Origin of the sequence: Vibrio sp. FE10 (assembly GCF_030297155.1) — a bacterium.
Classification (GTDB): domain Bacteria; phylum Pseudomonadota; class Gammaproteobacteria; order Enterobacterales; family Vibrionaceae; genus Vibrio; species Vibrio apostichopi.
The window spans coordinates 3,049,162-3,073,701 of the sequence record NZ_AP028067.1 but is presented as its reverse complement, the minus strand read 5'-3'; the positions used below and the strand labels follow the sequence as shown (position 1 = coordinate 3,073,701).

Here is a 24,540-nt window from a genome sequence, read left to right as displayed (position 1 = left end):
GTTAATCATAGTGTGAGAAGTAAAAGGATTATCATAGGCCAATTACTGTTATGCGTAATAGTTATTAACACTCATAGCTCTCAATCTTAGTAAGAATTAACGCCAACAAAAAAGCCGCACCATCAAATGATGGTGCGGCTTTTATATATTTGGAAACAGCTATTTTGAGCGATAACCGTTAACCAGAATTTAGACTCTCAATTACGCTAGGTCGTCTTTGCCTTCGATAAGTGCGTGGTGGCTAACCGAACCCGCAGTACGTGCAGCTAGGTGTGGTACGTAACCTGGATCGTTCATGAAATCTACCGCGGCTTGCTTTGATGGTCACTCAATGATGATGCGAAGTGCAGGTTGTTCTGCGTCGCCTTCAAGGCGTTCGTGGCTAGAAGTGCGCGCTAGATATTTACCGCCGTATTGCGCCACCAGTTTGTTTGCAGGGGCAATGTAATCTGCAACCCATGCGTCTGTAGTGGGTGTGACTTCTAATACTGAGTAGTAAGACATAATGATGTTCTCCACGTTGTGCACTCTGAGCGAGCATGCGCACTTTAGTTATTGGTAGTGATTGGTAATTATGGATAGTAATTGATAGCTATTTTGCTAACGTTTTGGCTAGCCGATGGAATAATAGTAGTTCGAGAGAACCTGTTTGATAATCCCTACGATTGCAGAATCTTTATATAGGAAATGTTGATAATTCGGCTTTCAAGTAGCCGTTTTTATATTAGATAAAGGGTGAAGAAGAGAGTTGGGTGACTAGAGGCTGGGTGATTACAGGCAGGGCGTATTGTTCGGCGGCAGATAAAGGCTGATAAAGGCAGTACAGCGAAAATAGGGAAAGGAACATCATAGGCCAAATACTATCAGGGCACCTCAGCTGTGATAACTGAGATGCCTAACGTATTGTATCGAAAGTAAATCTATCCATGATGGATTATTGTATTTGTTGGGCTATAAAGAGAAGCGAGTCCATTTTCTTGTTCTCCAACGATACGCCATAATGATCCCTCGGAACCATTCATCCATTGCGATCGCCATCCACGCTCCTAACACGCCATAACCCCAATGCACGCCAAGCAAGTAGCTCATCGCGACGCCAATGCCCCACATACTGAGTATTCCCATTTTGATAGGAAACTTAATATCGCCTGCGGCTTTCAAGCAAGAGATGAAAATCAAATTAAATACGCGACCACCTTCTAAAAGTATCGAGCCAGCGATGAGTGCGGCAGTCAGTGCGATGATCTCTGGATCTTGAGTGAAGAGATCCAAAATCTCGAATCGGAAAATATAGACCACGCAGGTAATGCTGATAGAGGCGATGAAACCAACCACAAAATAGCGTTGTACACGGTTGGCTATTTCATCTATCCAACCTTTGCCTATGTAGTATCCAGTTTGAATTTGGCTACCCTGACCAATGGCCAACGCGAAAGCAAAAGAGAGGCGAGCGATATTTTGCGCGTAGGTAAACGCTGCCAATGAAGAAGTGCCCATTTGCACCACAAAGAAGGTAATGCTGATCTGCGCCATGTTGTAAGAGAGTACTTCTCCCGCATTCATTGAGCCGATTTTAATGATTTTTTGATAGATGGCTTTAGGCACAGATTTGAACTGCTTCATCGGCAGCTCAATGCCTTTACTTCTCACCACACCAATCAAGATAAACATGCCGATTAATTGGCTAATCACAGTTGCGGTAGCCACCCCTTGTACGCCGTAAACAGGCAGTCCAAATGGTTGGTAGAGTGCGCAGTAGTTGCCGAATACGTTGATAACACCAGCAATCAAATTGATGACCATTGGCGATTTCGAATAACCATGGCTACGTAGAATTGTGGTGAGAACAACACCTATCGTCACATTGAAGGTGAGTGCGCCACTGATGAACAGATACTCTTGAGCGTACTGTTCGACCTGAGCTTCCAGTTGATAGAGCGGGATAAAATATTCAGCGCCAAGAACGGCGATAATGCTCAACAACACGCCAGTAACAATGGCTAAGATAATACTCGCCACGCCCACATGAGCGCTCTCTTGAGTTCGAGATGCACCGTTGTATTGAGCGATGAGGATGCCTGTGCCACTGCTGACCATGGTGGATACGATGATCAGAAAAAAGGATATCTGAGAGATAACACCAACGGCAGACACGGCTTTGTCTGAGTATCCCGACAGCATGAATACATCACTGGTGTTGAGTGCAGTTCTTAGAAGAACTTCGATAAAAATTGGCCAGGTGAGCGCAACGATTCCCATGCGTTTGTTTAGGGTGGAATCAGCATTAGGCATTTAGGTTTTCTCAAAAAAAGGGGGAGGCGACACTATAGTTTAGCCATTATTGAGTAAACGACTATCAAATTAATGTCCGGATAGCGGTTAAGGATAAAGAAAATACCAATAAGGTCGTTAAACCCAAAAACTAAGTAGAGTGCATGAAACTTTTTGAATCGTTTCATAGATCGACAATAAGCAAAGAAGAGAGGTAAGCAATAAAGAAGAGGTGATAACGGTGAATTAATAACGAGGTAAAGCTAGCCTTTCTAACCAGCTTTACCGTTTGAAAAGTCTAGTTAATACGCTGACCTTCAGCATCAAACAGATGGCAATCTTTTGATGCGAAATTTAGATTGAGAGACTGATAACGTGTGACCTCTTGATCTCCGGGGAGGTGAACTTTAAAGCTATCAACACCACATGATTGGCCAAACATATAAGTACTGTTGCCCAATCGTTCTACTACCTCACTCTGGAATTCAATCGTGATATCAGAATCGCCATTGATCTCCAAATGTTCTGGTCGAATACCAAGCGTCAGCTTTTGTCCTTCAGCAAGGCCATCACTTGGCAAAGGCAGAGTAATTTTACTCAGGCCATTAACGGTCAGTTGGGCATGCGTGTCAGAGGTGCTATTGACCAAACATGGCAAGAAGTTCATTTTTGGAGAGCCAATAAAGCCTGCCACAAATTCATTTTGAGGGGAGTGATACAGTTCGAGAGGTGAGCCGACTTGCTCCACTCGACCGTCTCTCAGCACGACGATTTTGTCTGCAAGCGTCATTGCTTCCACTTGATCGTGCGTTACGTAAATCATGGTATTTTGCAGATCTTGATGCAATTTGGCTATTTGTAAGCGCATATCGACACGAAGTTCTGCATCTAAGTTAGACAAAGGTTCGTCGAATAAGAACACTCTTGGGTTGCGAACTATCGCTCGACCGATAGCGACACGTTGACGTTGTCCACCCGATAACTCTTTAGGTTTACGTTTCAATAAAGGTTCTAGCTGAAGCGTTTTCGCGGCACTGGTGACCTGTTTCTCGACGGTTTCTTTGGCAACACCGTTCATTTTAAGGCCAAAGCCCATATTTTCTTCAACGGTCATGTGAGGGTAGAGCGCGTAGGATTGGAATACCATCGCCACGCCACGCTCGGCAGGATCGACATCATTAACAAGATCATCGCCAATATGGATCTCACCTTCAGTAATCTCTTCCAAGCCAGCAACTAAGCGTAAGAGGGTTGATTTACCGCAACCAGACGGTCCAACGAATACTACGAATTCGCCGTTACTTATTTCTAGATCAACACCATGGATCGTTTGAACATCACCATATCGTTTGATGACCTGTTTTAAGCTGATATCAGCCATGCTCTCTCCTTGCTTCGTTGGACTACATCACTTTGCCTTTAAAACATACGCTTTCATCAGAAATTTGTTAGATGCCTCGGATAAATTATTGATCGGGGTCATACAAATTTTACAAATCATACTGATTTTTGTGGAAACGTTTACAAAATTAAAACATAACTGTGCGTAATATTATCAATAAGCCTAATATTTGAACGTAATTACCATAAATGCTGAGTTGCTAGATTAAATTTAGAAATCTAGGTGGAAATTTATCAAATAGTAAATGAAGCTTTGAAGACAAGGAATTCCGGGAAATGGAGCAATCTGTGAAAACGATATACCCAGAAAATCGCATCCCATCGGCTAAGAAGAAAAGACGTATTAGTTCTAAGGTATCGCCTTGGTTGTTCTTGGCACCTGCTATCGCCATCTTTTCTCTCTATGTTGTTTATCCGATCTTGGACAGCATTTGGCTCAGTTTCTTTGAGTGGGACGGGCTCGGTGAGAAAGAGTGGGTAGGGCTAGAGAACTATCGCGAGCTGTTTGACTCAGAGGCGTTCTACACCTCCTTAACGAATAACTTTCTTTGGTTGATCTTTTTTATGCTCGCGCCACCTTGTGGTTTGGCGATTGCCCTTTTCTTAAACCAACAAGTGAAAGGCATTCGTGTCGTTAAATCCTTATTCTTTTTCCCCTTTGTTATTTCTCAAGTGGTGGTCGGCCTCGTATTTTCTTGGTTCTATGACCCGTCATTTGGTCTTTTCAACATGGTACTGGGTGCCTTCGGTTTTGAGCCCGTTTCAATACTTGCTGATGAAGACTATGTGACCTACGGAATCATTGCCGCGGGCCTATGGCCACAAATTTCTTATTGCATGATCTTATATCTCACGGGGTTGAACAATCTCGACCCAGAGCAATTAGAAGCGGCGCGACTGGATGGTGCAAAGAAGTGGCGCATGCTCTGGTATGTAGTTCTTCCTCAACTAAGACCCGCGACGTTTATTGCTGTGGTCGTGACCGTGATTGGTGCTCTTCGCTCTTTCGATTTAGTGGCAACCATGACGGCGGGTGGACCTTGGGGAAGCTCGACGGTACTGGCGTATCAAATGTATGAAGAGTCTATTTTTAACTATCGAATGGGTTACGGTGCGGCGGTGTCTGTGGTGCTGTTTCTGATTATGGATATCTATATCGCTTACTTCTTGTGGCGCATGTTAAGGAGTGAAAAATAATGTTTCCGCAACCAATTCAAAAAGCCGGTCGCTTTACTAATATTAGCTATCGAGTCGCGTTACCGATCTCGATCGTGATGTGGTTATTACCGCTAATCGCCGTGATGATGACGTCGATTCGTTCGATGGATGACATCAACAAAGGTAATTACTGGGGCTGGCCGAGCGAGATTCAGTTCATTGAGAACTACACCCAAGTTTTTACCTCGACCTCAATGGGGCAGTACTTAATCAATAGCTTGATCATCACACTGCCAGCGGTCGCAGGGGCTGTCGCACTCTCGACTTTGGCCGGGTACGCCTTGGCGAAATACAACTTCAAAGCCAATGTGTGGATCTTTGCGATGTTCATCGCGGGCAACTTTGTTCCGTTCCAAATCTTGATGATTCCAGTACGTGATTTAACTATTGGTCTTGGTCTCTACGATACCCACTGGGCGTTGATTTTCTTCCATATCGCTTTCCAAGCCGGCTTTTGTACCTTGTTCATGCGGAACTTTATTGTTGGCATTCCCGATGCCTTGATTGAAGCAGCGCGTGTTGAAGGGGTGAGTGAATGGAAAATATTCTGGCACGTGGTGCTGCCTTTGGTTCGCCCTGCATTAGCTGCGCTAGCAGTATTGGTGTTTACCTTTATTTGGAACGATTTCTTCTGGGCACTAGTACTGGTTCAGAGTGATGACGTTCGCCCGGTAACTGCGGGGTTGAGCTCACTGCAAGGCCAGTGGTTGGCGTCTTGGCAGTTTATGTCTGCCGGAGCGGTCGTGGCAGCCATTCCACCAGTCGTGCTGTTCTTCACCATGCAGAAACATTTTATTGCTGGCCTGACGCTTGGTGCGACTAAAGGTTAGAAACTAAATAAACCGGAGTAGAGGCAGCAAATTATTGTTGCCTCTAAGCCAATCAATTCATCTTTGATGAACACTAAACAGCGACACCCAACAACACTAAACAACAAGATAAAACACGCATAACCCTACGAGACAAAACAATAAAAATTGGACTTAGTGAGCTTAGCTCTATAACAAGGACCTCAATATGAAATACGTGAAACATATCGCTGCTACGGCAGTGCTTGCTGCCTCCGTTTCTACAACAGCGTTTGCAGGAACCTTAGTCATTAACTCAGATGCATCTGATCCTGCGCCGAAAGAAGCGTGGGGTGAAATCATCAACCGCTTTGAAAAAGAAAACCCAGATATTACGGTCAAGTACAACTTGTACGATCACGAGTCGTATAAAACAACGATTCGTAATTGGTTGGTCACTTCGCCGCCGGATGTGGTTTTTTGGTATGCGGGTAACCGAATGAAAGCATTCGTTGACCGTGGCTTGTTCGAAGATGTGAGTGACATTTGGGCTGACAACAATATGCAGCAAGATTTTGCGTCAGCCGCACCTGCAATGACGGTCAACGGCAAGCAATTTGGTGTGCCATATACGTATTATCAATGGGGTATCTACTACCGCAAAGATATCTTTGAGCAGTATGGAATTGCTGAACCTAAAACATGGGATGATTTGAAATCGGCATCGGCAACGCTTAAAGAAAATGGGGTTGCACCGTTTGCGATTGGTACTAAGTACCTGTGGACTGCAGCAGGTTGGTTTGATTACATCAACATGCGTACCAACGGCTTGGATTTTCACATTCAGTTGATGGAAGGCAAGGTGCCTTATTCTGACGAGCGAGTGAAGAAAACGTTCGCTAACTGGGCAGAGCTTGTTGAGCCTGGTTACTACTTAGAAAATCACGCTTCTTATTCTTGGCAAGAAGCTCAACCATTCTTGTACAACGGCAAGGCAGCGATGTATCTAATGGGTAACTTCATTACGCCAAACTTCCCGGCTGAATTAGATGGCAAGATGGACTTCTTCCAATTCCCAGTGATCGATCCAAGTGTTCCGATGTCAGAAGATGCGCCAATGGATACGTTGCACATCCCTTCTAAAGCGAAAAATAAGGAAGATGCGCGTAAGTTCCTAGAGTTTGTTGCGCGTGCGGAAAATCAGCAACTTATCAATGAGATGCTGCTACAAATCCCGACCAACAATAAAGCCAAAGCAAAGTCTGATCCGTTCTTAGATAAAGGCGTGGCAATGCTGGCTTCTACCGATGGTACGGCTCAGTTCTATGACCGCGATACCGATCCTGCGATGGCCAAAGAAGGCATGAAGGGCTTCCAAGAGTTTATGGTTCACCCTGATCGCATCGAAAAAATATTGAAGAAACTCGATAAGGTGAGTAAGCGCGCCTTTAAATAATGTGTTATTCGCCGCAGCGGTTCTCGCTGCGGCTTCTACTTTTTCTAAGTTTGTCATTGCTAGTGTTATTTCGTCGGCGTTTGTCGCGTCCCAAGCGCGGTTTAAGCACTCTGCACTAAGTATTACTTGCAATGATTCACTTTGAACGGTTTATCGTAAGGAACACTCCATGAGAACTTTCTCTCAAGTCATCTCTGCCCGTGAATGGGAAAACCAACATATAACTCACCACAATGTCATTGAGGCTCACGCTCCTCTTAATGCTTACACCTCACTCGTACAAGCGCTCACCAAAAATTCACCACGTAAAGTTTCCCTTAATGGTGAATGGAAATTTCAATTGTTCGATGCGCCTGAGTTTGTGACTGAGGAGTCGGTGTCTGAAAATTTCGATGATTCATTGTGGGAGAAGATCGAAGTACCAAGCAATTGGCAGATGCAGGGTTTTGATAAACCGATATACACCAATGTGAAATACCCGTTCGATGACAAACCGCCTTTTGTGCCAACCGACAATCCAACAGGGCTGTATCGCACGCGTTTTAATTGCACAGAGCACGCGTTATTAGACACTCATCGACTCACCTTTGATGGCGTTAACTCAGCGTTCCACTTGTGGTGTAACGGCAAGTGGGTTGGGTATTCGCAAGATAGCCGTTTACCTGCTGAATTTGATGTGTCTGATTACCTACAGGCGGGAGACAACACCTTAGCGGTGATGGTGCTGCGTTGGTCAGATGGCTCTTATCTTGAAGATCAGGATATGTGGTGGCTGAGTGGTATCTTCCGCGACGTCACCTTATTAAGAAAACCTAAAGTCGCCATTGAAGATGTGCGGGTTGAAACTCAACTGGACGCTTGTTATCGAGATGCGTGTTTGAAGGTTTCGACACAAATATCGAAACCAAATCCATCAGCTCAAGATAATCAAGCTAACCAAGATCAACAAATAAACCGGGTTAAAGTCGAACTGTTTGATGCGCAGGGGCAACTCATCTCTGAATCTCAAACTGTTGTCTTGGGTGAGCGAGTGGTGGATGAGAAAGGGCCTTGGTCTGAAATCGCTGAACACAGTATTTCAGTCGTCAATCCGAATAAGTGGAGTGCTGAGTCACCTTACTTATATCGCTGTGTGGTGTCGTTACTCAATCAACAAGATGAGCTTATAGATTGTGAGGCTTACGATGTCGGTTTTAGAACCGTTGAGATAAGCAGTGGCTTACTGAAGGTTAACGGTAAACCTCTGTTGATCCGTGGTGTTAACCGACATGAACATCATCCTGAACTGGGTCATACCATGACACGTGAAGGCATGATTCAAGACATCAAATTACTGAAACAGAACAACTTCAATGCAGTAAGAACGGCTCACTATCCCAATCATCCGTTGTGGTATGAGTTGTGTGATGAATACGGTTTGTATTTGGTTGACGAAGCCAATGTTGAAACTCATGGCCAGTTTCCTATGTGCCGACTCTCAAATGATGCGTCATGGTTAAATGCTTATATGCGCCGTATGACTCGACTGGTTGAGCGCGATAAAAACCACGCCAGCGTGATCATTTGGTCGTTAGGTAATGAGTCAGGTATCGGGCGTAATCATCATGCGATGTATCAATGGGTGAAACAAGCCGATCCAACCCGACCGGTTCAGTATGAAGGCGGCGGTGCAGATACCGCAGCGACTGATATCTTGTGCCCGATGTACGCACGTGTTGATTGGGATCTGCCTGTGGTCGAGAGCCAGCCTGAAGTCACTCCTAGAGTGGGTATTCGTAAATCCATTGCTCTGCCTAACGAGCAGCGTCCGTTGATCTTGTGTGAATATGCACATGCGATGGGAAATAGCCTTGGTAGCTTCGATAAATACTGGCAAGCGTTCAGAGACAATCCTAAGCTGCAAGGTGGCTTTATCTGGGATTGGGTCGATCAGGGGATAACCAAAACCGACTCGAACGGACAGAAATACTGGGGGTATGGCGGTGATTTCGGCGATGAGATTAACGACCGCCAATTCTGTATTAATGGATTGGTTTTCCCTGATAGAACGGTTCATCCAACCTTACATGAAGTTAAAAAAGCGCAGCAGTTTTATCAGTTCAAGTTGGTTTCTGCATCACCATTGGTGATCGAGATTACCAGTGAGTATTTGTTTGATGCCGAGCTTATCGAAACGCTTAATTGGAACATCACGCAAAATGGCGTTATTCAGAGTAATGGAAGCGTCGAATTACTTGTGAAGTCGCAATCGAGCGTGTTGCTTGAGCTTGATGGAGCCAACGTTGTTTGCCAACCAAATAGCCTTAATTACTTAAACCTAGAAGTGGTGCTGAATACCGCGACGCGGTGGGCTGATAAAGGACATGTAACGGCCATTGAACAACTGAGCTTACCCACCTTATCGCAACTTGTACTTGATGCGAATATCTCGATTTACCCTCCGAAAGTCAGTGAAACGGAGGACCGATTGTCTGTGATAGGCGATGATTATCAAGTTGAGTTTGATGTGCTAACGGGGGCTTTAGACCGTTGGCAAGTGAAGGGTGTTGAACAGTTAGTCAGTGGTCTCAAAGATAACTTCTATCGAGCACCTCTCGATAACGACATCGGTGTCAGTGAAGCAAACCGAGTGGATCCCAATTCATGGATAGCACGCTGGCAGGCAATGGGGCTCGATTCGCTTACCCCTGAATGTATTGAATTTTCCCACTTCACTCAGCAAAACTCAGTCTCGGTGACGGCCAGAATTGCTCACTTAGTTGAAGGGCAGGTTCGTTTGTTGTCGACTTGGCAATACCAATTATTTGCTGATGGTGAGGTCAAGTTAGATGTGGATGTGCAAGCGGCGAAAGGCTTACCGTCTTTACCTCGAGTGGGGTTCACATTCACATTGAAAAACATCCCCGATGGCGTGAGTTGGTTCGGTCGCGGACCCCATGAAAATTATCCCGATAGAAAGATGTCAGCACACGTTGGCTCACATCAGCAGAGTATAAATCAAATGCACACTCCTTATATTTTCCCTTCAGACAGCGGCTTACGCTGTGATGTTCGTGAGGCTAAGATTGGTGGATTTGAACTGAAAGGAAACTTCCACTTTTCTGTCAGTCGATTTGGACAACAGCAATTGCAGCAGGCGAAGCACACCTGTGATTTAGTTGAGCAAGAGCAATTGTTTGTGTACATCGATGGTTTTCACATGGGAGTTGGTGGGGATGATTCTTGGACGCCAAGCGTACATGATGAATTCAAATTATTGGAAGAGCGTTACCATTATCAGGTGCGTTTTCATTGTGGTGATATAGGCTAACGTGCAGCGAATAGAGTAAAAGGATCATGGTAGGCCAAATAGTCTAACTGTTTGTTTGTTCGCTTATTTAGCTTCAGGTATAAAAAAGGCACTCAGCGAGATACTGAGTGCCAAAGCCTGAAATTTATGAGGTTATCTTTTCATTGAATTCCAGAAGACAGGTATAGGTTCGATTTATTCTGCGTCAGTAAAGAAATCGTTGTAAAGCATGTATAGGTGAGCAGCACTCCAAGAGAAGTTTGGTGCACCTTGTTGTTCACCAGTCAGTGGGTTGTAGTTCTCACGGATAGGGCCGTCTTGCACCAAGCCATCGGCGTGGTCGAAGAATGCGCCTGCCATTTCAATCGCATCGTCACGGTAACCGTAGCTGTCCATGCCTTTTAGGCCGAAGTAGAACTGGTCTACCCATACACGTCCACGCCAGTAAATATCTGGGCCAAATGCTGGGCTAGACAGCGCCGCAGTGCCTAGTGGAACGTAGGTGTTGAACTCTTCCGTATCTTTCATCACCGTTACGACTGCATCAGCGTGTTCTTGTGTTGCTGCACCATTGAACAGTGGTGACCAACCTTCAGGGCCTTTGCCACGTTCTACAATCGGTTTACCTGCACAGCCGTTGGCTAATGGTTTGTCTTCAATGCGAATGTCGTAGAAGAAGTTAGTGCCTTCGTCGAACATACAGGTGTTGATGTAGTTCGATAGGTGCTCCGCTTTTTCACGGAATTCTTTCGCTTCTGCATCTTTACCAAGAATGTCAGCCATTTCTGCTAGGTACTTGTTATCGCTGTACATGTAGCTTGCTTGGTCGACAGACTCTTGCAGCAATGAGTAGCCCAACAACGTGCCATCTTCAGCGCGGTTTTGAGCGAACTCAACATCCCAATCGCTGCGCTTACCGCCGTTCGCGACATACGCGTCTAACTGATCTTTATCGATGAAACCAAATGCGGCTGCATCGTCACGACCTGATTCCCAAGACGCTGCCGTTTGAGCTGGGCTTTCGATGTAATCGTAGTTACCTTCAGCCACGACTTTATCGAGTGCTGCTTGGCCTACGACGGTTTCATGCTTATCACCACGAACCACAGTGAAGTACATTTCGCCTTCAGGTGTGTTGTGTGCTTTGTCGCGAGCAGCGCCATATTCAGGTACACCGTTGCCGTTGTTATCACGGTTGCGTAACCACCAATCATGGTATGCCACTAGTTTTGGATACATCTCTTCAAGCCAAGCTTCGTCGCTGGTGGTCTTGTAGACTTCCATTACCGCCCATGCAGCTAAGCTTGGTTTGGTATTACGTTCATTCCAGTTGCCACCGTCGCCGCCACGTTCTGGACTTAGGTTGTAAGCCAATAGATCGGGCACGTAGCCTTCATCCCAAGGGCGAACAGCGTCGTCAGCCTGAATTTGGTAAGCGAACATCGCGCGGATGTTGTCTTTCGCTACGTCTGGGTTGAAGTGAGCCATTGCGTAAGCTTGCTTCCATGTGTCCCACGGCCAAGTTTGGTTACCTGAGAACCAACGTGCGGTCACTGATGGTGTCACTGAGTCAAACTCCATCGCACCTGCAGCGCCACGCCAGTTACCGTTTAGGGTTTCCATCGCTTTAACTGCAACACGCTCTTGTTCTGGTGTTGCGTTCGGGTTGGTTAAACCCATCTCAAGATAGCCTTCCCAACGCTCTGCAGATGCTGCTAAGAAATCGGTTGGGTTTTCCATGATCTTTTTGATTTCAGTCTGTTCAGCTTGTGCTTCTTCTGCCGTTAGAACGTGCGAGTAAGTGGTGTAAATGGTGGTCGATTCTTCAATGTTTGCCGTTGAAGTAAACGTTAGGCCATTCACTGTAGTTTGCGTTGAAATCGATTTGTGAACTTGGTACTCAGACTCACCTGAAGTCAGCAGATCCCACGTTGAACGCACTTTACCAAAGGTGACCTTCAGGCCATCGTCGGTTGCGACGATTTGACGGTCATACTCAGGGTAAGTTTCAGCGATTGTTTTGTCGGTTTGTGCCACGCCTTCTTTCGCATGGGTCTTTTCTAGCAGTTCACCATCCCACACCAATTCAACAGGAGAGTCGGTAGTGATTTTGGTTTCTAGCAGAGAGGTACGGTTTGAAGCAAAACGCATCGTCATTTCTACCGTTACATCGTCAGATTTTAGTGTCTGAACCAGTGCGCCCGGTAGGCTGTAAGCTTCCATGGTGAATACGACTTTTTTGCCATCTTTGAACACGCTTAGGCGGTCAAAGTTATCAGCCATGAAGTTGATGTATTCTTCAGTAAGCAGTGCCGTTCCTGGGAAACCGCCCATGCCTTCAGCTGTGTCTGGCAGCAAGTGACCGTGCCATGCACCTAAGTCAAAGAATGGGTTGAAGCGCTGGTGGTCATCGAAGTCGTAGTCACGCATGTATTCTGGTGAGCCAGTGCGGTCGATAACGTTCTTAAATTCGTTTGCTTGCAGTTGCTCTGTGTCAGAGCTTGAGTTTGATGTACAGCCAGTAACAACAAGTGCTGCGCCGATAGCGAGAGCTGCGAATGATTTATTCAGTTTCATGATGAGTTCCTGTTATTACCAGTAGAAGTATTGCATTGCGAACACTTGCGCGTCGCCGATTTCAGTGTCGCTGCCTACGCCAAAGCGGCTGTCGAACGCAGTAGCAAATGCGCCGTTTCCGTATTCGTACCAAACGCCGGCATTGATGTAAGAGGTGATCTCTTTGTCGCCATTGTCACCGTCAAAGTTTGCGTAGTTGTAGGCTGCTGATAGGTAAACGCCTTGTGCGGCTTCGTACCATGCACTAGTTTGAATACCTGATTCGCTACCGAAAGACTCTTGGTTGCCTTTGTCGGTATCGTGCCAAACACGAGTGGCAAAGTTTTTGTATTCAGCACCTAATAGTAGAAGCTCACCGCCATCGTTATTACGTACTTCACCACCACCCATTAGGGTTAGGTCGTCAGTGAGGTCGTATTGGAGGTAACCGTTGACCATGGCATTCTTGTCTTTCCATTGGTCTGCAAAGTTATCGTACTTGCCGAAGTGAAGTAGGGCATCGTCTTCAGAGAAGTCAGATTCAGGCGCGAATGAAACGCTGTAGCGAAGTTTGCCTTCTAGGTTTTGAATCTTCACACCGACGTGTACGTCACGCGTGTTTGAGATTGCGTAGCCGTACTCGACTGTTGGGTCACCCCACCATTGAACGTCATCCAGTGACGAGTCCATACGACCGACAATAAATTCTGTTTTTGCGTCGGTGCGGTAGCCAGCGTAAAAGCGGTTAAAACCACCTTCGAAGCCGCCCCAGCCGTGGCCTGTCGCCCAAGCATTACCTTCGTCATCGGCCTGTACTGTCCAGCCTTCCATGTAAGCAAGACCAAACCAATTACCATGCTCGATAGCTAAACCTGCTTCAATGTAAGTGCCGTCTGCGTAGCGACCCTTATCATCACCTTCGAGTGCCACATGACCACCAAGGCCAAGCTCACCGTAAAAGTTAAACAGCGTTTCAGATTCTGTTTTAGGGGGCTGAGTGTCGCCGTGGTTAGCCGCGGTTTCATCAGCGTGCGCATTCGCCGTAAGGGCAGCAAGAATACAGCTTGTAATAAGAGTCTTTTTAGTAAAACTACTTTTCATTTTGTTCACTTCTGTGTCGGGGTTATAAATGAAGCTTCGTAAGCAGTTCTGACTTCTAATATGGGGTGCTCTTCAAGGCGTATATGGTCAGGTCACTTACGATCGCAAAACCAATATTAATGATTATTTTTGTGTTTAAAATTAAATAAACCTAAAAGTGTGATCTGTTTTTAGTAAATGTTTACTTGTGATTTATTTTGGGTTTTAGTTGAACTTATAAACAAATATCAGGCGAGGGATGTATCGGTGTTGTGAATCTAATTCTAATGAAAGGAATAGCTCGATAAATAGGATGTGGGGAGCTGCGATAAGAAAAAAGGGAAGCGAATAAAAAGGCACTCGCCAAATAGTGAGTGCCTAAGAGAGTTCAAATCAAGATTAAAGCCAAAGTCAAGGTTAAAACCAAGGTAAAGAGAACACTAGGCGTTCGCCGCTTCCGGTTTTGCTTCTAGTTTCTTCTCTTCTGGAGATAAGCTTTTCTCGTATTGACCGTACTTCCACCACGCGTAGCCAAGGAAGATCACTATTCCGCCCACGTTGTAGAAGATGATGGTCATGATGTCTGCGCCAGTCGGGAAGGTCGATGCAAAGAACCCCACTGTAAAGATAGCGATAAGAATCGACACCGCTGTGATACCCACTCGGCGTGAACCCATGCGGAAATCTCGTGGCAGATGGTCGAGTTTCACACGCAGGTGCAAGTAAGCGATCATGATGAACAATGGCGGCAACATAGAGGCTGCAGCGGTCATGTTAATGATGGTGCTCATCAGATCTTGTACGGTGTCAGACGCTAATGTTGGGATGAACATCAGTGGAATAACGATGAAGAACTGAACCCAAGCCGCACGCTCTGGCACGCCTTGTTTGTTGAGTGCGACCGTTTTCTCACCGAAAATACCTTTAGGGATTTCAGAGAAGAAAATCTTAACCGGAGTCGCAGTCCACATCAGCAGGGAACCCAGCATCGCAGTGAATGAAACCACGCCAACAAAGCGATTCATTAGAATTTCAGACAATCCAAAGTGTCTTGCTAGTCCTTCGAATACCTGCACCGAACCGCCAGTAAACTTCAACTCTTCACGAGCAACGAACACGTTCGCAAGCACAGATCCAACTGAGTAAAGCGCACCGATAAAGATACCGGCAATGATGATCACTTTAACGAAAGACTTGTGTCCGCCTTTGATGTCGTTGACGTAAACCGCAACCGATTCAGCACCGCCTGCCGCCATGAAGATCCAAGTGATTACCCCAAGGAATGCCCAGTTAAAGCTTGGTGTCATCGCTTCAATGGTGATTGGGTCAGCTGGCTCGATACCACCGATCAGTGCGCCACCAGAAAGCAGGATGTAAGACAGAGTCAGCAATAGCATGAGCGACGAGGTTAGGGAGGTGATTGGGCCAAGTAGCTTCGCACCGTTGTTTGAAATGTGCGTCGCAACCGCAAATAGAATCGTGCTCAAGATCGCCGTGGTTATCGGCGTAAATATGTACTCGAAGCCTAAGAAAGCATACGACGCATAAGCGATGATTCTAGGCAGTAGAGATGTGAAGAAGAAGAGGTTAACAAACCAATAGGTGTAAGCTGAAATAAACGCCCAGCGACCGCCTAGAGAGCTTTTAACCCAAGAATAAACACCCGCCTCAGAGTCTTTATTCAATGATACGAACTCAGCCACGATCAAACAAAATGGCACAAAGTAAAAGATGGTGGCTAAAAAGAACATCGGAGCTGAGGAAAGGCCGATCTCGATGTTGTTGTTTATGATGTTATTGAAGCTGTATACCGCCGCGAAGGTCATAGACAGTAGGGCAAACTTGCCTATCGTACTGCGTTTATTATCGGACATGATGTTCTCCGGTGAATCACGTTGATGATCGTTATTACTAGGTCCTAGAGAGGGAAATCTAGGCCGTGTTTTTATTGTTATGTTGGTTTGGCAAACACCCGCTTTATGAAGTCAGGCTTGGCTCATTTATTATTTTTGTATTGATTTACGAACGAATTTCTTGGCGTTGAGCTTGTTGGTTTCAGTAAATTTATTACTGGGATTACAAACACAACACTAAGGCATTCATCGAAGAGACTGGCTTTCTCATGTACGACGATGTAGCAGGCTTGTAGGGCTTTATGTCGTTTTTTGTTCTATGAATTTGTTTGTCTCTTCAGCAAGAAGATTAAAGATTAAGCGGCGGGAAGTTAATCTAAATTGATCGAATATGTGACATTGAGTAAATAATTTTAGTTAATGTTTTACCTTGATTTTTGTTCGGGTTTTATTGCGAATTAACTAACGTTTTTCGTGAAGTGAACCCTTGACGGAATGGCGTTTTTATTTTTTGAAAGCGAGGTTTTAATTGTCTGATTTAAAACAAAAAAAAGCGCCACGAAGGCGCTTATTGATTTGTACGATTTTTATAGATTCATCATCTAGCGAAGCTTTGAACCTACGATTGCTTAGCAGCTTCTAGCTTTGCGTCTTTACCTGCTTGCTTCTTTTCAAAGCGAGAGATCCACCACCAAGCGATAGCTGAGAACACTGCCGTCATAAATACGTTGACGAAGAACGCTTGCATTAGATCAACACCCGTTGGGAATGCCGATGCCGTCATGCTCACAACGAAGATACCGATAAGGACAGATACAACACTCATACCTTGAACACGAGTACCCATGCGGAAGTCACGTGGCGTATCGTCATGCTTCAAGCGGAATACAAAGTACGCCACCATGATGAAGATAGGCGGTAACATTGCCGTACCTGCTGTTAGGTTAATCGCTGTGTTCATCATGTCTTGTACAGACTCAGAACCGAAGCCATTAATCACTAGCATTAGGAATACGAACGCAAACTGCCACCATGCTGCACGTACTGGCACGCCGTGTTCGTTAAGCTCAGTCGTTTTCTCACCGTAAACACCTTTAGGGATTTCAGAGAAGTGAATTTTTACTGGCGCTGCTGTCCACATCATCATCGAACCGAACATTGCAACGAATAGGATGATACCGACGAAGCGACCTGTCAGAGATTGTGAAATGTCGAAGTAGTTCGCCATACCTGTGAAGATTTCAACCATGCCGCCAGCATAAGTAAGTTCATCACGAGCAACGAACACGTTCACTAATAGAGAACCGACTGCATACATGATACCGATAGCGATACCCGCGCTGATGATCACCTTGATGAAAGACTTATGGCCACCTTTAACATCGTTTAGGTAAGCGGCTGCAGTTTCTGCACCACCGGCTGCTTGGAAGATCCAACACATGATGCCTAACGTTGCCCAGTTGATGGTTGGCGTCATTGCTTCAAGCGTGATTGGCTCTACAGGTTCATGGTTACCACCGAGTGCCATCATGGCGCCGATAACGTAAACCGCGAACAGTGCAAATACGCCGTATGCCACGATCTCTGCAATCTTACCTAACCAGCTCGCGCCTTTAGTAGAGATGTGCGTTGCCGCCGCAAATAGACCAATTGAGATTGCCGATGTCACAATAGGAGAGAAGGCGTACTCGTAGCCAAGCATTGCGTAAGACGCGTATGCGATAACGTTAGGTAGCAGTGATACAAACCAGAATAGGTTAACGAACCAATAGAGGAATGAACCTAAGTAGGCGGCTTTTGATCCCAAAGGTTGTTTAAGCCAGTCATACATGCCTGACTCAGAATTTTTATTTGCTGATACGAATTCAGCAATAATGAATACGAATGGAATGAAGTAAATAAGAGTCGCAAGCAAAAAGATAGGGGCTGAACTCAATCCCAATTCGATGTTGTTATTTACAATGTTGCGAACGTTAAATACCGCTGCAAATGTCATGGAGAGCAAGGCAAATTTACCTAACTTACCGCGTACAGATTCAGACATAGTGTCCTCCAAGGGTCACGTAATTATAGTCGTTATTTCTTTAAGCTTCCTTGTAGGGAAGAAGCGTAAAGGCGTTATGCAGTGTGACTGAGCCTTGAACGGCAAGGCTCGGTACACACTGTGAATAGATCTTGTTGTTGCTGCTTTCGGCTGTTTGGCTTCAGTAGCTTATTTATTAAGGAAGTAACCGTCTTCAATGGTCACTTTTAGCACCACTTTGCGAACGCGATGATCACCGTGGAAGCGGTAAGCTTTGCTGTTATCAAATATCGCTACTTGGCCTTCAACTAACTCACGAGTTTCACCGTTACCTATTAGGTGTTCACGGTCGGTTTCATCGCTGTAAGCTTGGATTTGCTCTAGCTCTGATTTGGCTGCGAACTCGACGGTTTCACGACCTTCTAGGTAGTAATGCACGTCGAAGTAACGACGGTTTCCTGTAAAGTTTTCTGTGTTACGAGCCACGCCGTCTTCAATCATGTAAGCCAGTGAGTCACCAATTGAATACATCACGCCATCTTTGATGTTGCCGATGTTTTCAATCGCTTCTACACAGCGTTGCCATTTACGACCGTCGCGGTAAACGACTTTAAATTGTTCTAAGTTCTCTAAAACGATCATCGCTTATGCCTCGTTCTTTTGTGGTTGAGCTTTCGGTGTATTCGCCGTAAAAAACTCATCGCCAAAGTTGTGACTGATTAGGTGTTGCGCATCGCAATCGCCTGCTTGGAATGGAATCAGAGTTAAGCCATAGCGGAACTCGTCCATGTAAACTCGGTAAGAGTCGAGCACTTCACTGCCCCAAGAGTTCGAGCCTAAGCCCATCACTTGGTGGTCTAGGTTGAGGGTGATGTAACCGCTCTTCTCTAGCTCAATGGTGTGTTGTGCTTGGTGCAGGTTTTGGTTGGTGTAGAACCATGCGCTGAAGTTGATTTCTTGCTGTGGTTTTACTGCAATACCATTACCCGCGCGGCTTGAAAGCGCAGCCCAACGAACGTGTTGGCGGTTGCCGTTGTTTTGTGGGAACGGGTAGTTCTCGAACATGTCAGCCACCGTTGATTGGTAAACATCAATCATGTTGGCTTGCTTGCTGTCTTGGTAGTTCTCTTCAGGACCGCGGCCGTAGTATTGAACTTGGTCGAAGTCACCGTTAATGCCCATGTCGAAACCAATTACTGGAATCACGTGAGGGTAATCACCGTAACGTTCGCCACTTAGCTCAACGTTCAGTTGACCTTCAGCACTGATTTGGTAGCGATACTCACAACGCATGCCGAAATCAAATACTGGTGGAGCAACGATGCTGGTGGTGGTGATCTCTACCTTGCCGTTAACTTGCTCAACGTTTAGCGTGCGGAAGTGCTCTTGCATGATCTGTAGGTGTGCAGGCTCCCAGTAACCATCGTGCTCTTGCTTATGGTTATCGATCATTGGCTTGAAGAAGTTCAGCTTTGGCTCTGACTTAATCAGTTCTTCACCGTTCACTAACCATGACGTCAGCTTGCCGTTCACTTTCGAGAAGTTCAGTGCAAAGTTGTGGCCTTTGATTAGGTAAGCGAGGCGAGATTCTTCAACATTCAGTGCTGTCGCATTGTTGTTGGTGAAAGCTTCTAGCTGTGCTGTGTTCTCTTTCACTTGGAATTGGTAAACCGCGATGTCGTGGTTCGCTTCGCTGTAAGGCGTGCGAGAATCTTTGCGAACAGTAAAGTTCACAAACACTTCGCGCTCATCAAGCTGTGGCAAGTTAAGTGTCAGTTCGCGGCTAGAGTTTTCAGCCAGTTCTTCCACTTTGATGTGCTCTACAGCAATGGTCTCACCCTCAGCGCGGATTTCCGCAGTGATGGTGTAGTCATCAATGTTTGAGAACCACAGTTTGTTATCAACGGTGAAGGTGCCCGTTTGTGCATCGAAATCGCGAAGCTTCACTGGAGCAATTACTTGTTTGTACTCTTTCAAGCCTGGACCTGGTGTTTGGTCTGGGTAGATCAAACCGTCCATGCAGAAGTTGTAGTTGTTCGGGTAGTCACCGTAGTCACCGCCGTACTTGTAGAACTCTGTACCTGCTTCATCACGCGCTAGAATGCCGTGGTCACACCATTCCCAAACATAGTGACCTTGAATCGCATCGTGCTTATAGAACACGTTTTGGTATTCGGTTAAACCGCCCGGGCCGTTACCCATTGCGTGTGCGTATTCACAGATGATGCGTGGTTTTTCATGTGGGAATTCGCCGAAGGCATTCATCAGTTGAGCACGTGAGTACATGGTTGAAATGATGTCGACCACTTCAGCATCACGGTCTTCTTCATAGTGAACCAAACGCGTGTCATCAATCGCTTTTGCTGCGTCGTACATAGAACGGATGTTGCAGCCGTAGCCTGACTCGTTACCCAGCGACCACATGATGATAGAAGGGTGGTTCTTTTGAGCGTGAATGTGACGTTCGATACGCTCAACAAACACCGCTTCCCATGCTGCATCGTTAGTGATGCGGCTTAGGTCGCCAACGTTAGCAAAACCGTGTGTTTCGACATCGGTTTCACCCATCACGAATAGACCGTAGATGTCACACAGTTCGTAGAAGCGTGGGTCGTTCGGGTAGTGCGCGGTACGTACTGAGTTGATGTTGTGTTGCTTCATCAGTACCAAGTCTTTCTCTACGCGATCCATGCCAACAGCACGACCTTTTAGGTGGTCGTTGTCGTGGCGGTTCACGCCGTGCAGCATCACGTATTTGTTGTTGATGTAGAACAGACCATCACGAACTTTAATATCACGGAAACCAACGCGTTGTGGAATCACTTCCAGCACCTTGCCGTCAGAGTCTTTCAGCGTAAGCAACAGTTGGTATAAGTAAGGGTTTTCAGCGTTCCATTGAACTGGGTTAACCACATCAATAGAGAATTGAGTATTCGCATTGCCGTCAGTCAATCTATTAGGAACGGCTAGGTTATCTACTGAGCCTTGCGAGATAACTTGGCTGCCATCAAGCAATGCGTACTCAAGGGTTGCGTTTGTCGCTGCTGCTAGGTTTTCTAGGGCAACGTTGCACGAAAGGGTAGCGCTTTGGTAAGCGTCGTCGAAGTCAGTTCGAACCGTTACATCTTGAACGTGCAGTTGCTCTTTGCCCACAAGGTAAACGTCACGGAAGATACCGCCCGTCCACCACATGTCTTGGTCTTCAATGTAGGTTGAGTCGGCCCACTGCATCACACGAATAGAAAGCAGGTTGTTGCCTGCTTTTACGTGGCTAGATATATCGAACTCAGCGGTTAGGCGGCTGCCTTTGCTGAAACCTACGTACTCACCGTTTAAGTAAACTTCGAAGTATGTCTCTACGCCATCAAATTTGATGATGGTTTGTTTCTCATCCCAGCTTTCGCCAAGGAAGAAAGAGCGTTGGTATGCGCCCGTTGGGTTGTCTGATGGGACGAAAGGCACATCAATTGGGAATGGGAAACCTTCATCTGTGTATTGAAGATCGCCGTGGCCTTCCATTTGCCACATGTTTGGAACCGTAATGTGGCCCCAGTCTTTCATTTCTTGAGAGTAGAACTCTTCAGGAACCAATAGTGGATTGGTGAAATAGCTGAAATTCCATTGGCCACTCAATAGTTGGAAGTGGCTGCTAAGTTCACGCTGAAACGTTTTTGCATTCTTTTCTGATGCGTATGAGAAGAAGTATGCACGCGGTGCCATACGGTTCTCATGTAAGTTCAGGAAGTTTTCCCAGTTGTTCACGTTGCCTCTCTCTCGGCCTAGATGCAATTTGCTGACCGACGTTCTTATGCGTAATTGGGTCGTAGTGAATACGAGTATTTTTGGACTGAGGTAATTATTAGTAAAAGTTTTACTAAATGAAATTAGTGAAAACGTTTTACTTTAACTCCATCACGTTTTTTGTGGGCTTTTTACAGTGGTGTGTGATCCACTTAAAAGAATGCCATTTGGTGATTTAGGTGAGTATTTGAGAAGGGATATATGCGTATGTAGGCGTATATGAAAGACATAAAAAAGGCCACCTTCAATAAAGGTGACCTTATTTTATATATTTGATTTATATGATTATTTTGTAGTGTCACGCAGCTTGAGTTTACTTGGGACATAGACTCTAAGTGGGATGGTTCTTCCGTCGCGCGCTTTCTCTATCAGCAGGTTAACACCTTGAATTCCCATCAGTTCAGAATGGATACGAACCGTTGATAAAGACGGGAAGGTAAACTTAGCGGTTGGGATGTCATTTACACTGATCAGCGCAATGTCTTCAGGAATGCGCAATCCGTGCTCATGAATCGCTCGTAAAACGCCAATAGCGATGGAATCTGATGCAATAAACATGGCTTTCGGGTAGTTCTCGCTTTCTAGCATTTTCTTCGCTAGGTCGTAGCCCGACGAGCTAGAGAAGTCACCGCGATAGATATCTTGTTCACTGACGACGTTCTTAAGGCCACCGTATTCAGCAAAAGCCACTTCACGAATGTCTGAAGTATTGATGTCGTCTTGTCCACCAATGAAACCAATGCGTTGATAACCTTGGTTAATGAAGAAGTTGGTGATCTCTTTGCTGATACGAGCAAGGTCGATATCGACAGAATCATAAGGTTCTGAGTGATCCGTAAAGTCGACGTAGCAAATATTATCGGTCAGCTTTTTTGCTTGCTCGATAACTTCCTTTGTCATTCTACCGACTAATAAAACACCAGTAATATTGCTAGAGTTAACCTGTATTTTGCTTTCATAACAATTGGTTAGGCCAACTTCCATTTTTTCGCATTGAGTTTCAATGCCATGGCGAATCGATAGGTAGTAAGGGTCGTTAACCTCGGCTTCTTGCTTGTAGTTATACAAGGCAAGGAAGTGGTGATTTTGTTTTTTACTGCTAACGGTTTTTCGTGAGCTGCTGGTTTTGTATTCCAGCTTCTCGGCAATTTCAAAGATACGCCTTTTGGTCTCTTCCTTGACGCTTAATGTAGGATCTTCATTGAGAACCCGTGAAACTGTAGCCAATGAAACATTTGCTTCAGTCGCGATATCTTTTAACGTTGCCATACTCACTTCCTGTTATTGGAACATTGCGTTGCTTGGAAAATACATCTTTAGTAAAAAATGCAATGCACCTCTTTATTCTACTGACCTATTGTAATCAAACTGGACGTCATTGCATTAACTTTTAGTAAAATAAATCCTTAACTCCCACCCTATATCGCAAATTCAACTATCTATAATTATCTTATTAAAATTCAATGAATTAGATGTAAATGCCCATTGGTTATTTCTATGTGTTGGTCTCTATGCTCTGTGAAAGTTAGTGTAAACGTTTACACTTCGTGGTTTTGATCACAGAATTGTAGCCAAAATGACTGCTACTATTTCTATAACACGGCGCCAATCCACCGAGTATCGGTTCGAATGATGCCAAGAATGACAACAAAGAGAGGTTGATTGTGAAAGTACTGGTTACGGGCGGCATGGGTTACATCGGAAGTCATACATGCATTCAAATGATACAGGCAGGCATGGAACCAATCATTGTCGATAACCTTTGCAACAGTAAAGAGCTGGTACTGGAACGAATTGAATCGTTAACCGGACAGCGACCAACTTTCTACCTTGGTGACATTCGTGATGAATCTTTTCTAGATAAAGTATTTTCAGAAACCGACATTCAAGCCGTGATTCACTTTGCTGGCCTTAAAGCGGTAGGGGAATCGGTCGCTAAACCTCTGGAATACTACGATAACAACGTCAATGGCTCACTGGTATTGGCGCGTAGCATGAAAAAAGCAGGCGTGAAAAGCATCGTATTTAGCTCTTCAGCAACGGTTTACGGCGACCCTGAGATTGTACCAATTACCGAAAGCTCACCAACCGGTGACACGACCAACCCTTATGGCCGCAGCAAATATATGGTGGAAGAGTGTTTGAGCGATTTGTTCAACGCTGAAAACGACTGGAGCGTGACGTTACTGCGCTACTTCAACCCTGTTGGCGCACACCCATCAGGCACCATGGGCGAAGATCCACAAGGTATCCCAAACAACCTAATGCCGTTTATTGCTCAAGTAGCAGTAGGCCGCAGAGACAAACTTTCTATCTTTGGAAACGATTACCCAACCGTTGATGGTACGGGCGTTCGTGACTATATCCACGTAATGGATTTGGCTGACGGCCATGTCGCTGCGTTAAAAGCCGTGGGTGAGAAAGCTGGCCTGCATATTTACAACCTAGGTACTGGCAAGGGTTCAAGTGTACTTGAGATGGTAGAAGCCTTTGCACAAGCATCGGGTAAGCCTGTTCCTTACGAACTGTGTCCGCGCCGCGCTGGCGACATTGCCGAATGTTGGGCAAGCACAGAAAAAGCGGAACGCGAGCTAGGCTGGAAAGCGACACGCAGCGTGATGGAAATGACGGCAGATACGTGGAACTGGCAGTCGAATAACCCGAACGGTTACTAGCCTGTGTAATTGAAGCCACAGCGTTGTTGGCTGCATCTCCGATTTCTTTGGGAAAGCAGAGATAAGAGATGAGAAAAGCGAGATTCCAGATATCTCGTCCCTCTATTCTGGAATGACGGATGAGCATAA

Annotated in this window: 14 protein-coding genes and 1 pseudogene; 5 read left to right on the top strand and 10 right to left on the bottom strand. The window is 45.6% G+C overall.

The window, feature by feature from the left end; translation table 11 throughout:
- Positions 1-201: 201 nt before the first annotated feature.
- The 3 genes and pseudogenes from QUF19_RS13620 to QUF19_RS13610 all read right to left on the bottom strand — a co-directional run bounded on the left by QUF19_RS13620 (position 202) and on the right by QUF19_RS13610 (position 3,652).
- Positions 202-504: pseudogene (locus QUF19_RS13620) on the bottom strand (DUF1330 domain-containing protein).
- Between the two features lie 447 nt (positions 505-951).
- Complete coding sequence (locus QUF19_RS13615) at positions 952-2,292, bottom strand: MATE family efflux transporter (RefSeq protein ID WP_286294640.1); 1,341 nt, start codon at positions 2,290-2,292, stop codon at positions 952-954.
- A 277-nt stretch (positions 2,293-2,569) separates the two neighbouring features.
- Complete coding sequence (locus QUF19_RS13610) at positions 2,570-3,652, bottom strand: ABC transporter ATP-binding protein (protein WP_286294639.1); 1,083 nt, start codon at positions 3,650-3,652, stop codon at positions 2,570-2,572.
- A 296-nt stretch (positions 3,653-3,948) separates the two neighbouring features.
- Between QUF19_RS13610 and QUF19_RS13605 the strand changes: the two genes are divergently transcribed.
- The 4 genes from QUF19_RS13605 to QUF19_RS13590 all read left to right on the top strand — a co-directional run bounded on the left by QUF19_RS13605 (position 3,949) and on the right by QUF19_RS13590 (position 10,444).
- Complete coding sequence (locus QUF19_RS13605) at positions 3,949-4,869, top strand: carbohydrate ABC transporter permease (protein WP_102437246.1); 921 nt, start codon at positions 3,949-3,951, stop codon at positions 4,867-4,869.
- Positions 4,869-5,720, top strand: coding sequence for a carbohydrate ABC transporter permease (locus QUF19_RS13600; RefSeq protein ID WP_004734435.1), 852 nt, complete (start codon positions 4,869-4,871; stop codon positions 5,718-5,720). Before QUF19_RS13605 ends, QUF19_RS13600 begins: the two co-directional genes overlap by 1 nt.
- A 187-nt stretch (positions 5,721-5,907) precedes the next feature.
- Positions 5,908-7,134: an ABC transporter substrate-binding protein gene (locus tag QUF19_RS13595; protein ID WP_114633945.1), complete on the top strand. Its 1,227-nt coding sequence runs from the start codon at positions 5,908-5,910 to the stop codon at positions 7,132-7,134.
- 169 nt (positions 7,135-7,303) lie between these two features.
- Positions 7,304-10,444 carry a beta-galactosidase gene (locus QUF19_RS13590; protein ID WP_286294634.1) on the top strand — a complete coding sequence of 1,047 codons (3,141 nt, stop codon included), beginning with the start codon at positions 7,304-7,306 and terminating at the stop codon, positions 10,442-10,444.
- Positions 10,445-10,618: 174 nt separating this feature from the next.
- Here QUF19_RS13590 and ygjK read toward each other — a convergent pair whose 3' ends face one another.
- From ygjK to ebgR, 7 genes are all read right to left on the bottom strand, one after another.
- Entirely contained in the window at positions 10,619-13,000 is a 2,382-nt protein-coding gene (gene ygjK, locus QUF19_RS13585; protein WP_286294633.1) for an alpha-glucosidase, read from the bottom strand.
- A 15-nt stretch (positions 13,001-13,015) separates the two neighbouring features.
- Positions 13,016-14,080 carry a protein YgjJ gene (ygjJ, locus tag QUF19_RS13580; RefSeq protein WP_286294632.1) on the bottom strand — a complete coding sequence of 355 codons (1,065 nt, stop codon included), beginning with the start codon at positions 14,078-14,080 and terminating at the stop codon, positions 13,016-13,018.
- Between the two features lie 419 nt (positions 14,081-14,499).
- Positions 14,500-15,933, bottom strand: coding sequence for an amino acid permease (locus QUF19_RS13575; protein ID WP_102437260.1), 1,434 nt, complete (start codon positions 15,931-15,933; stop codon positions 14,500-14,502).
- Positions 15,934-16,531: 598 nt separating this feature from the next.
- Positions 16,532-17,956, bottom strand: a complete 1,425-nt coding sequence (locus QUF19_RS13570; RefSeq protein ID WP_286294631.1) for an amino acid permease — start codon at positions 17,954-17,956, stop codon at positions 16,532-16,534.
- Positions 17,957-18,124: 168 nt separating this feature from the next.
- Positions 18,125-18,577: a beta-galactosidase subunit beta gene (locus tag QUF19_RS13565; RefSeq protein WP_102437264.1), complete on the bottom strand. Its 453-nt coding sequence runs from the start codon at positions 18,575-18,577 to the stop codon at positions 18,125-18,127.
- 3 nt (positions 18,578-18,580) lie between these two features.
- A complete protein-coding gene (ebgA, locus tag QUF19_RS13560; protein ID WP_286294630.1) occupies positions 18,581-21,697 on the bottom strand; it encodes a beta-galactosidase subunit alpha in 3,117 nt (1,038 codons plus the stop codon).
- A 324-nt stretch (positions 21,698-22,021) separates the two neighbouring features.
- Positions 22,022-23,005 (bottom strand): transcriptional regulator EbgR, encoded by a 984-nt coding sequence (gene ebgR, locus QUF19_RS13555; RefSeq protein WP_286294629.1) that lies wholly within the window; start codon positions 23,003-23,005, stop codon positions 22,022-22,024.
- Positions 23,006-23,400: 395 nt separating this feature from the next.
- Between ebgR and galE the strand changes: the two genes are divergently transcribed.
- The gene (gene galE / locus QUF19_RS13550; protein ID WP_286294628.1) at positions 23,401-24,411 is read left to right on the top strand and encodes a UDP-glucose 4-epimerase GalE; all 1,011 of its coding nucleotides are present in this window, start codon (positions 23,401-23,403) and stop codon (positions 24,409-24,411) included.
- Positions 24,412-24,540 lie beyond the last annotated feature (129 nt).

What these genes read in the sequence shown, in the direction of transcription:
- QUF19_RS13615 (WP_286294640.1), bottom strand. Translation starts at nt 2,292, where the DNA reads ATGCCTAATGCTGATTCCACCCTAAACAAACGCATGGGAATCGTTGCG.
- QUF19_RS13610 (WP_286294639.1), bottom strand. Translation starts at nt 3,652, where the DNA reads ATGGCTGATATCAGCTTAAAACAGGTCATCAAACGATATGGTGATGTT.
- QUF19_RS13605 (WP_102437246.1), top strand. Translation starts at nt 3,949, where the DNA reads ATGGAGCAATCTGTGAAAACGATATACCCAGAAAATCGCATCCCATCG.
- QUF19_RS13600 (WP_004734435.1), top strand. Translation starts at nt 4,869, where the DNA reads ATGTTTCCGCAACCAATTCAAAAAGCCGGTCGCTTTACTAATATTAGC.
- QUF19_RS13595 (WP_114633945.1), top strand. Translation starts at nt 5,908, where the DNA reads ATGAAATACGTGAAACATATCGCTGCTACGGCAGTGCTTGCTGCCTCC.
- QUF19_RS13590 (WP_286294634.1), top strand. Translation starts at nt 7,304, where the DNA reads ATGAGAACTTTCTCTCAAGTCATCTCTGCCCGTGAATGGGAAAACCAA.
- ygjK (WP_286294633.1), bottom strand. Translation starts at nt 13,000, where the DNA reads ATGAAACTGAATAAATCATTCGCAGCTCTCGCTATCGGCGCAGCACTT.
- ygjJ (WP_286294632.1), bottom strand. Translation starts at nt 14,080, where the DNA reads ATGAAAAGTAGTTTTACTAAAAAGACTCTTATTACAAGCTGTATTCTT.
- QUF19_RS13575 (WP_102437260.1), bottom strand. Translation starts at nt 15,933, where the DNA reads ATGTCCGATAATAAACGCAGTACGATAGGCAAGTTTGCCCTACTGTCT.
- QUF19_RS13570 (WP_286294631.1), bottom strand. Translation starts at nt 17,956, where the DNA reads ATGTCTGAATCTGTACGCGGTAAGTTAGGTAAATTTGCCTTGCTCTCC.
- QUF19_RS13565 (WP_102437264.1), bottom strand. Translation starts at nt 18,577, where the DNA reads ATGATCGTTTTAGAGAACTTAGAACAATTTAAAGTCGTTTACCGCGAC.
- ebgR (WP_286294629.1), bottom strand. Translation starts at nt 23,005, where the DNA reads ATGGCAACGTTAAAAGATATCGCGACTGAAGCAAATGTTTCATTGGCT.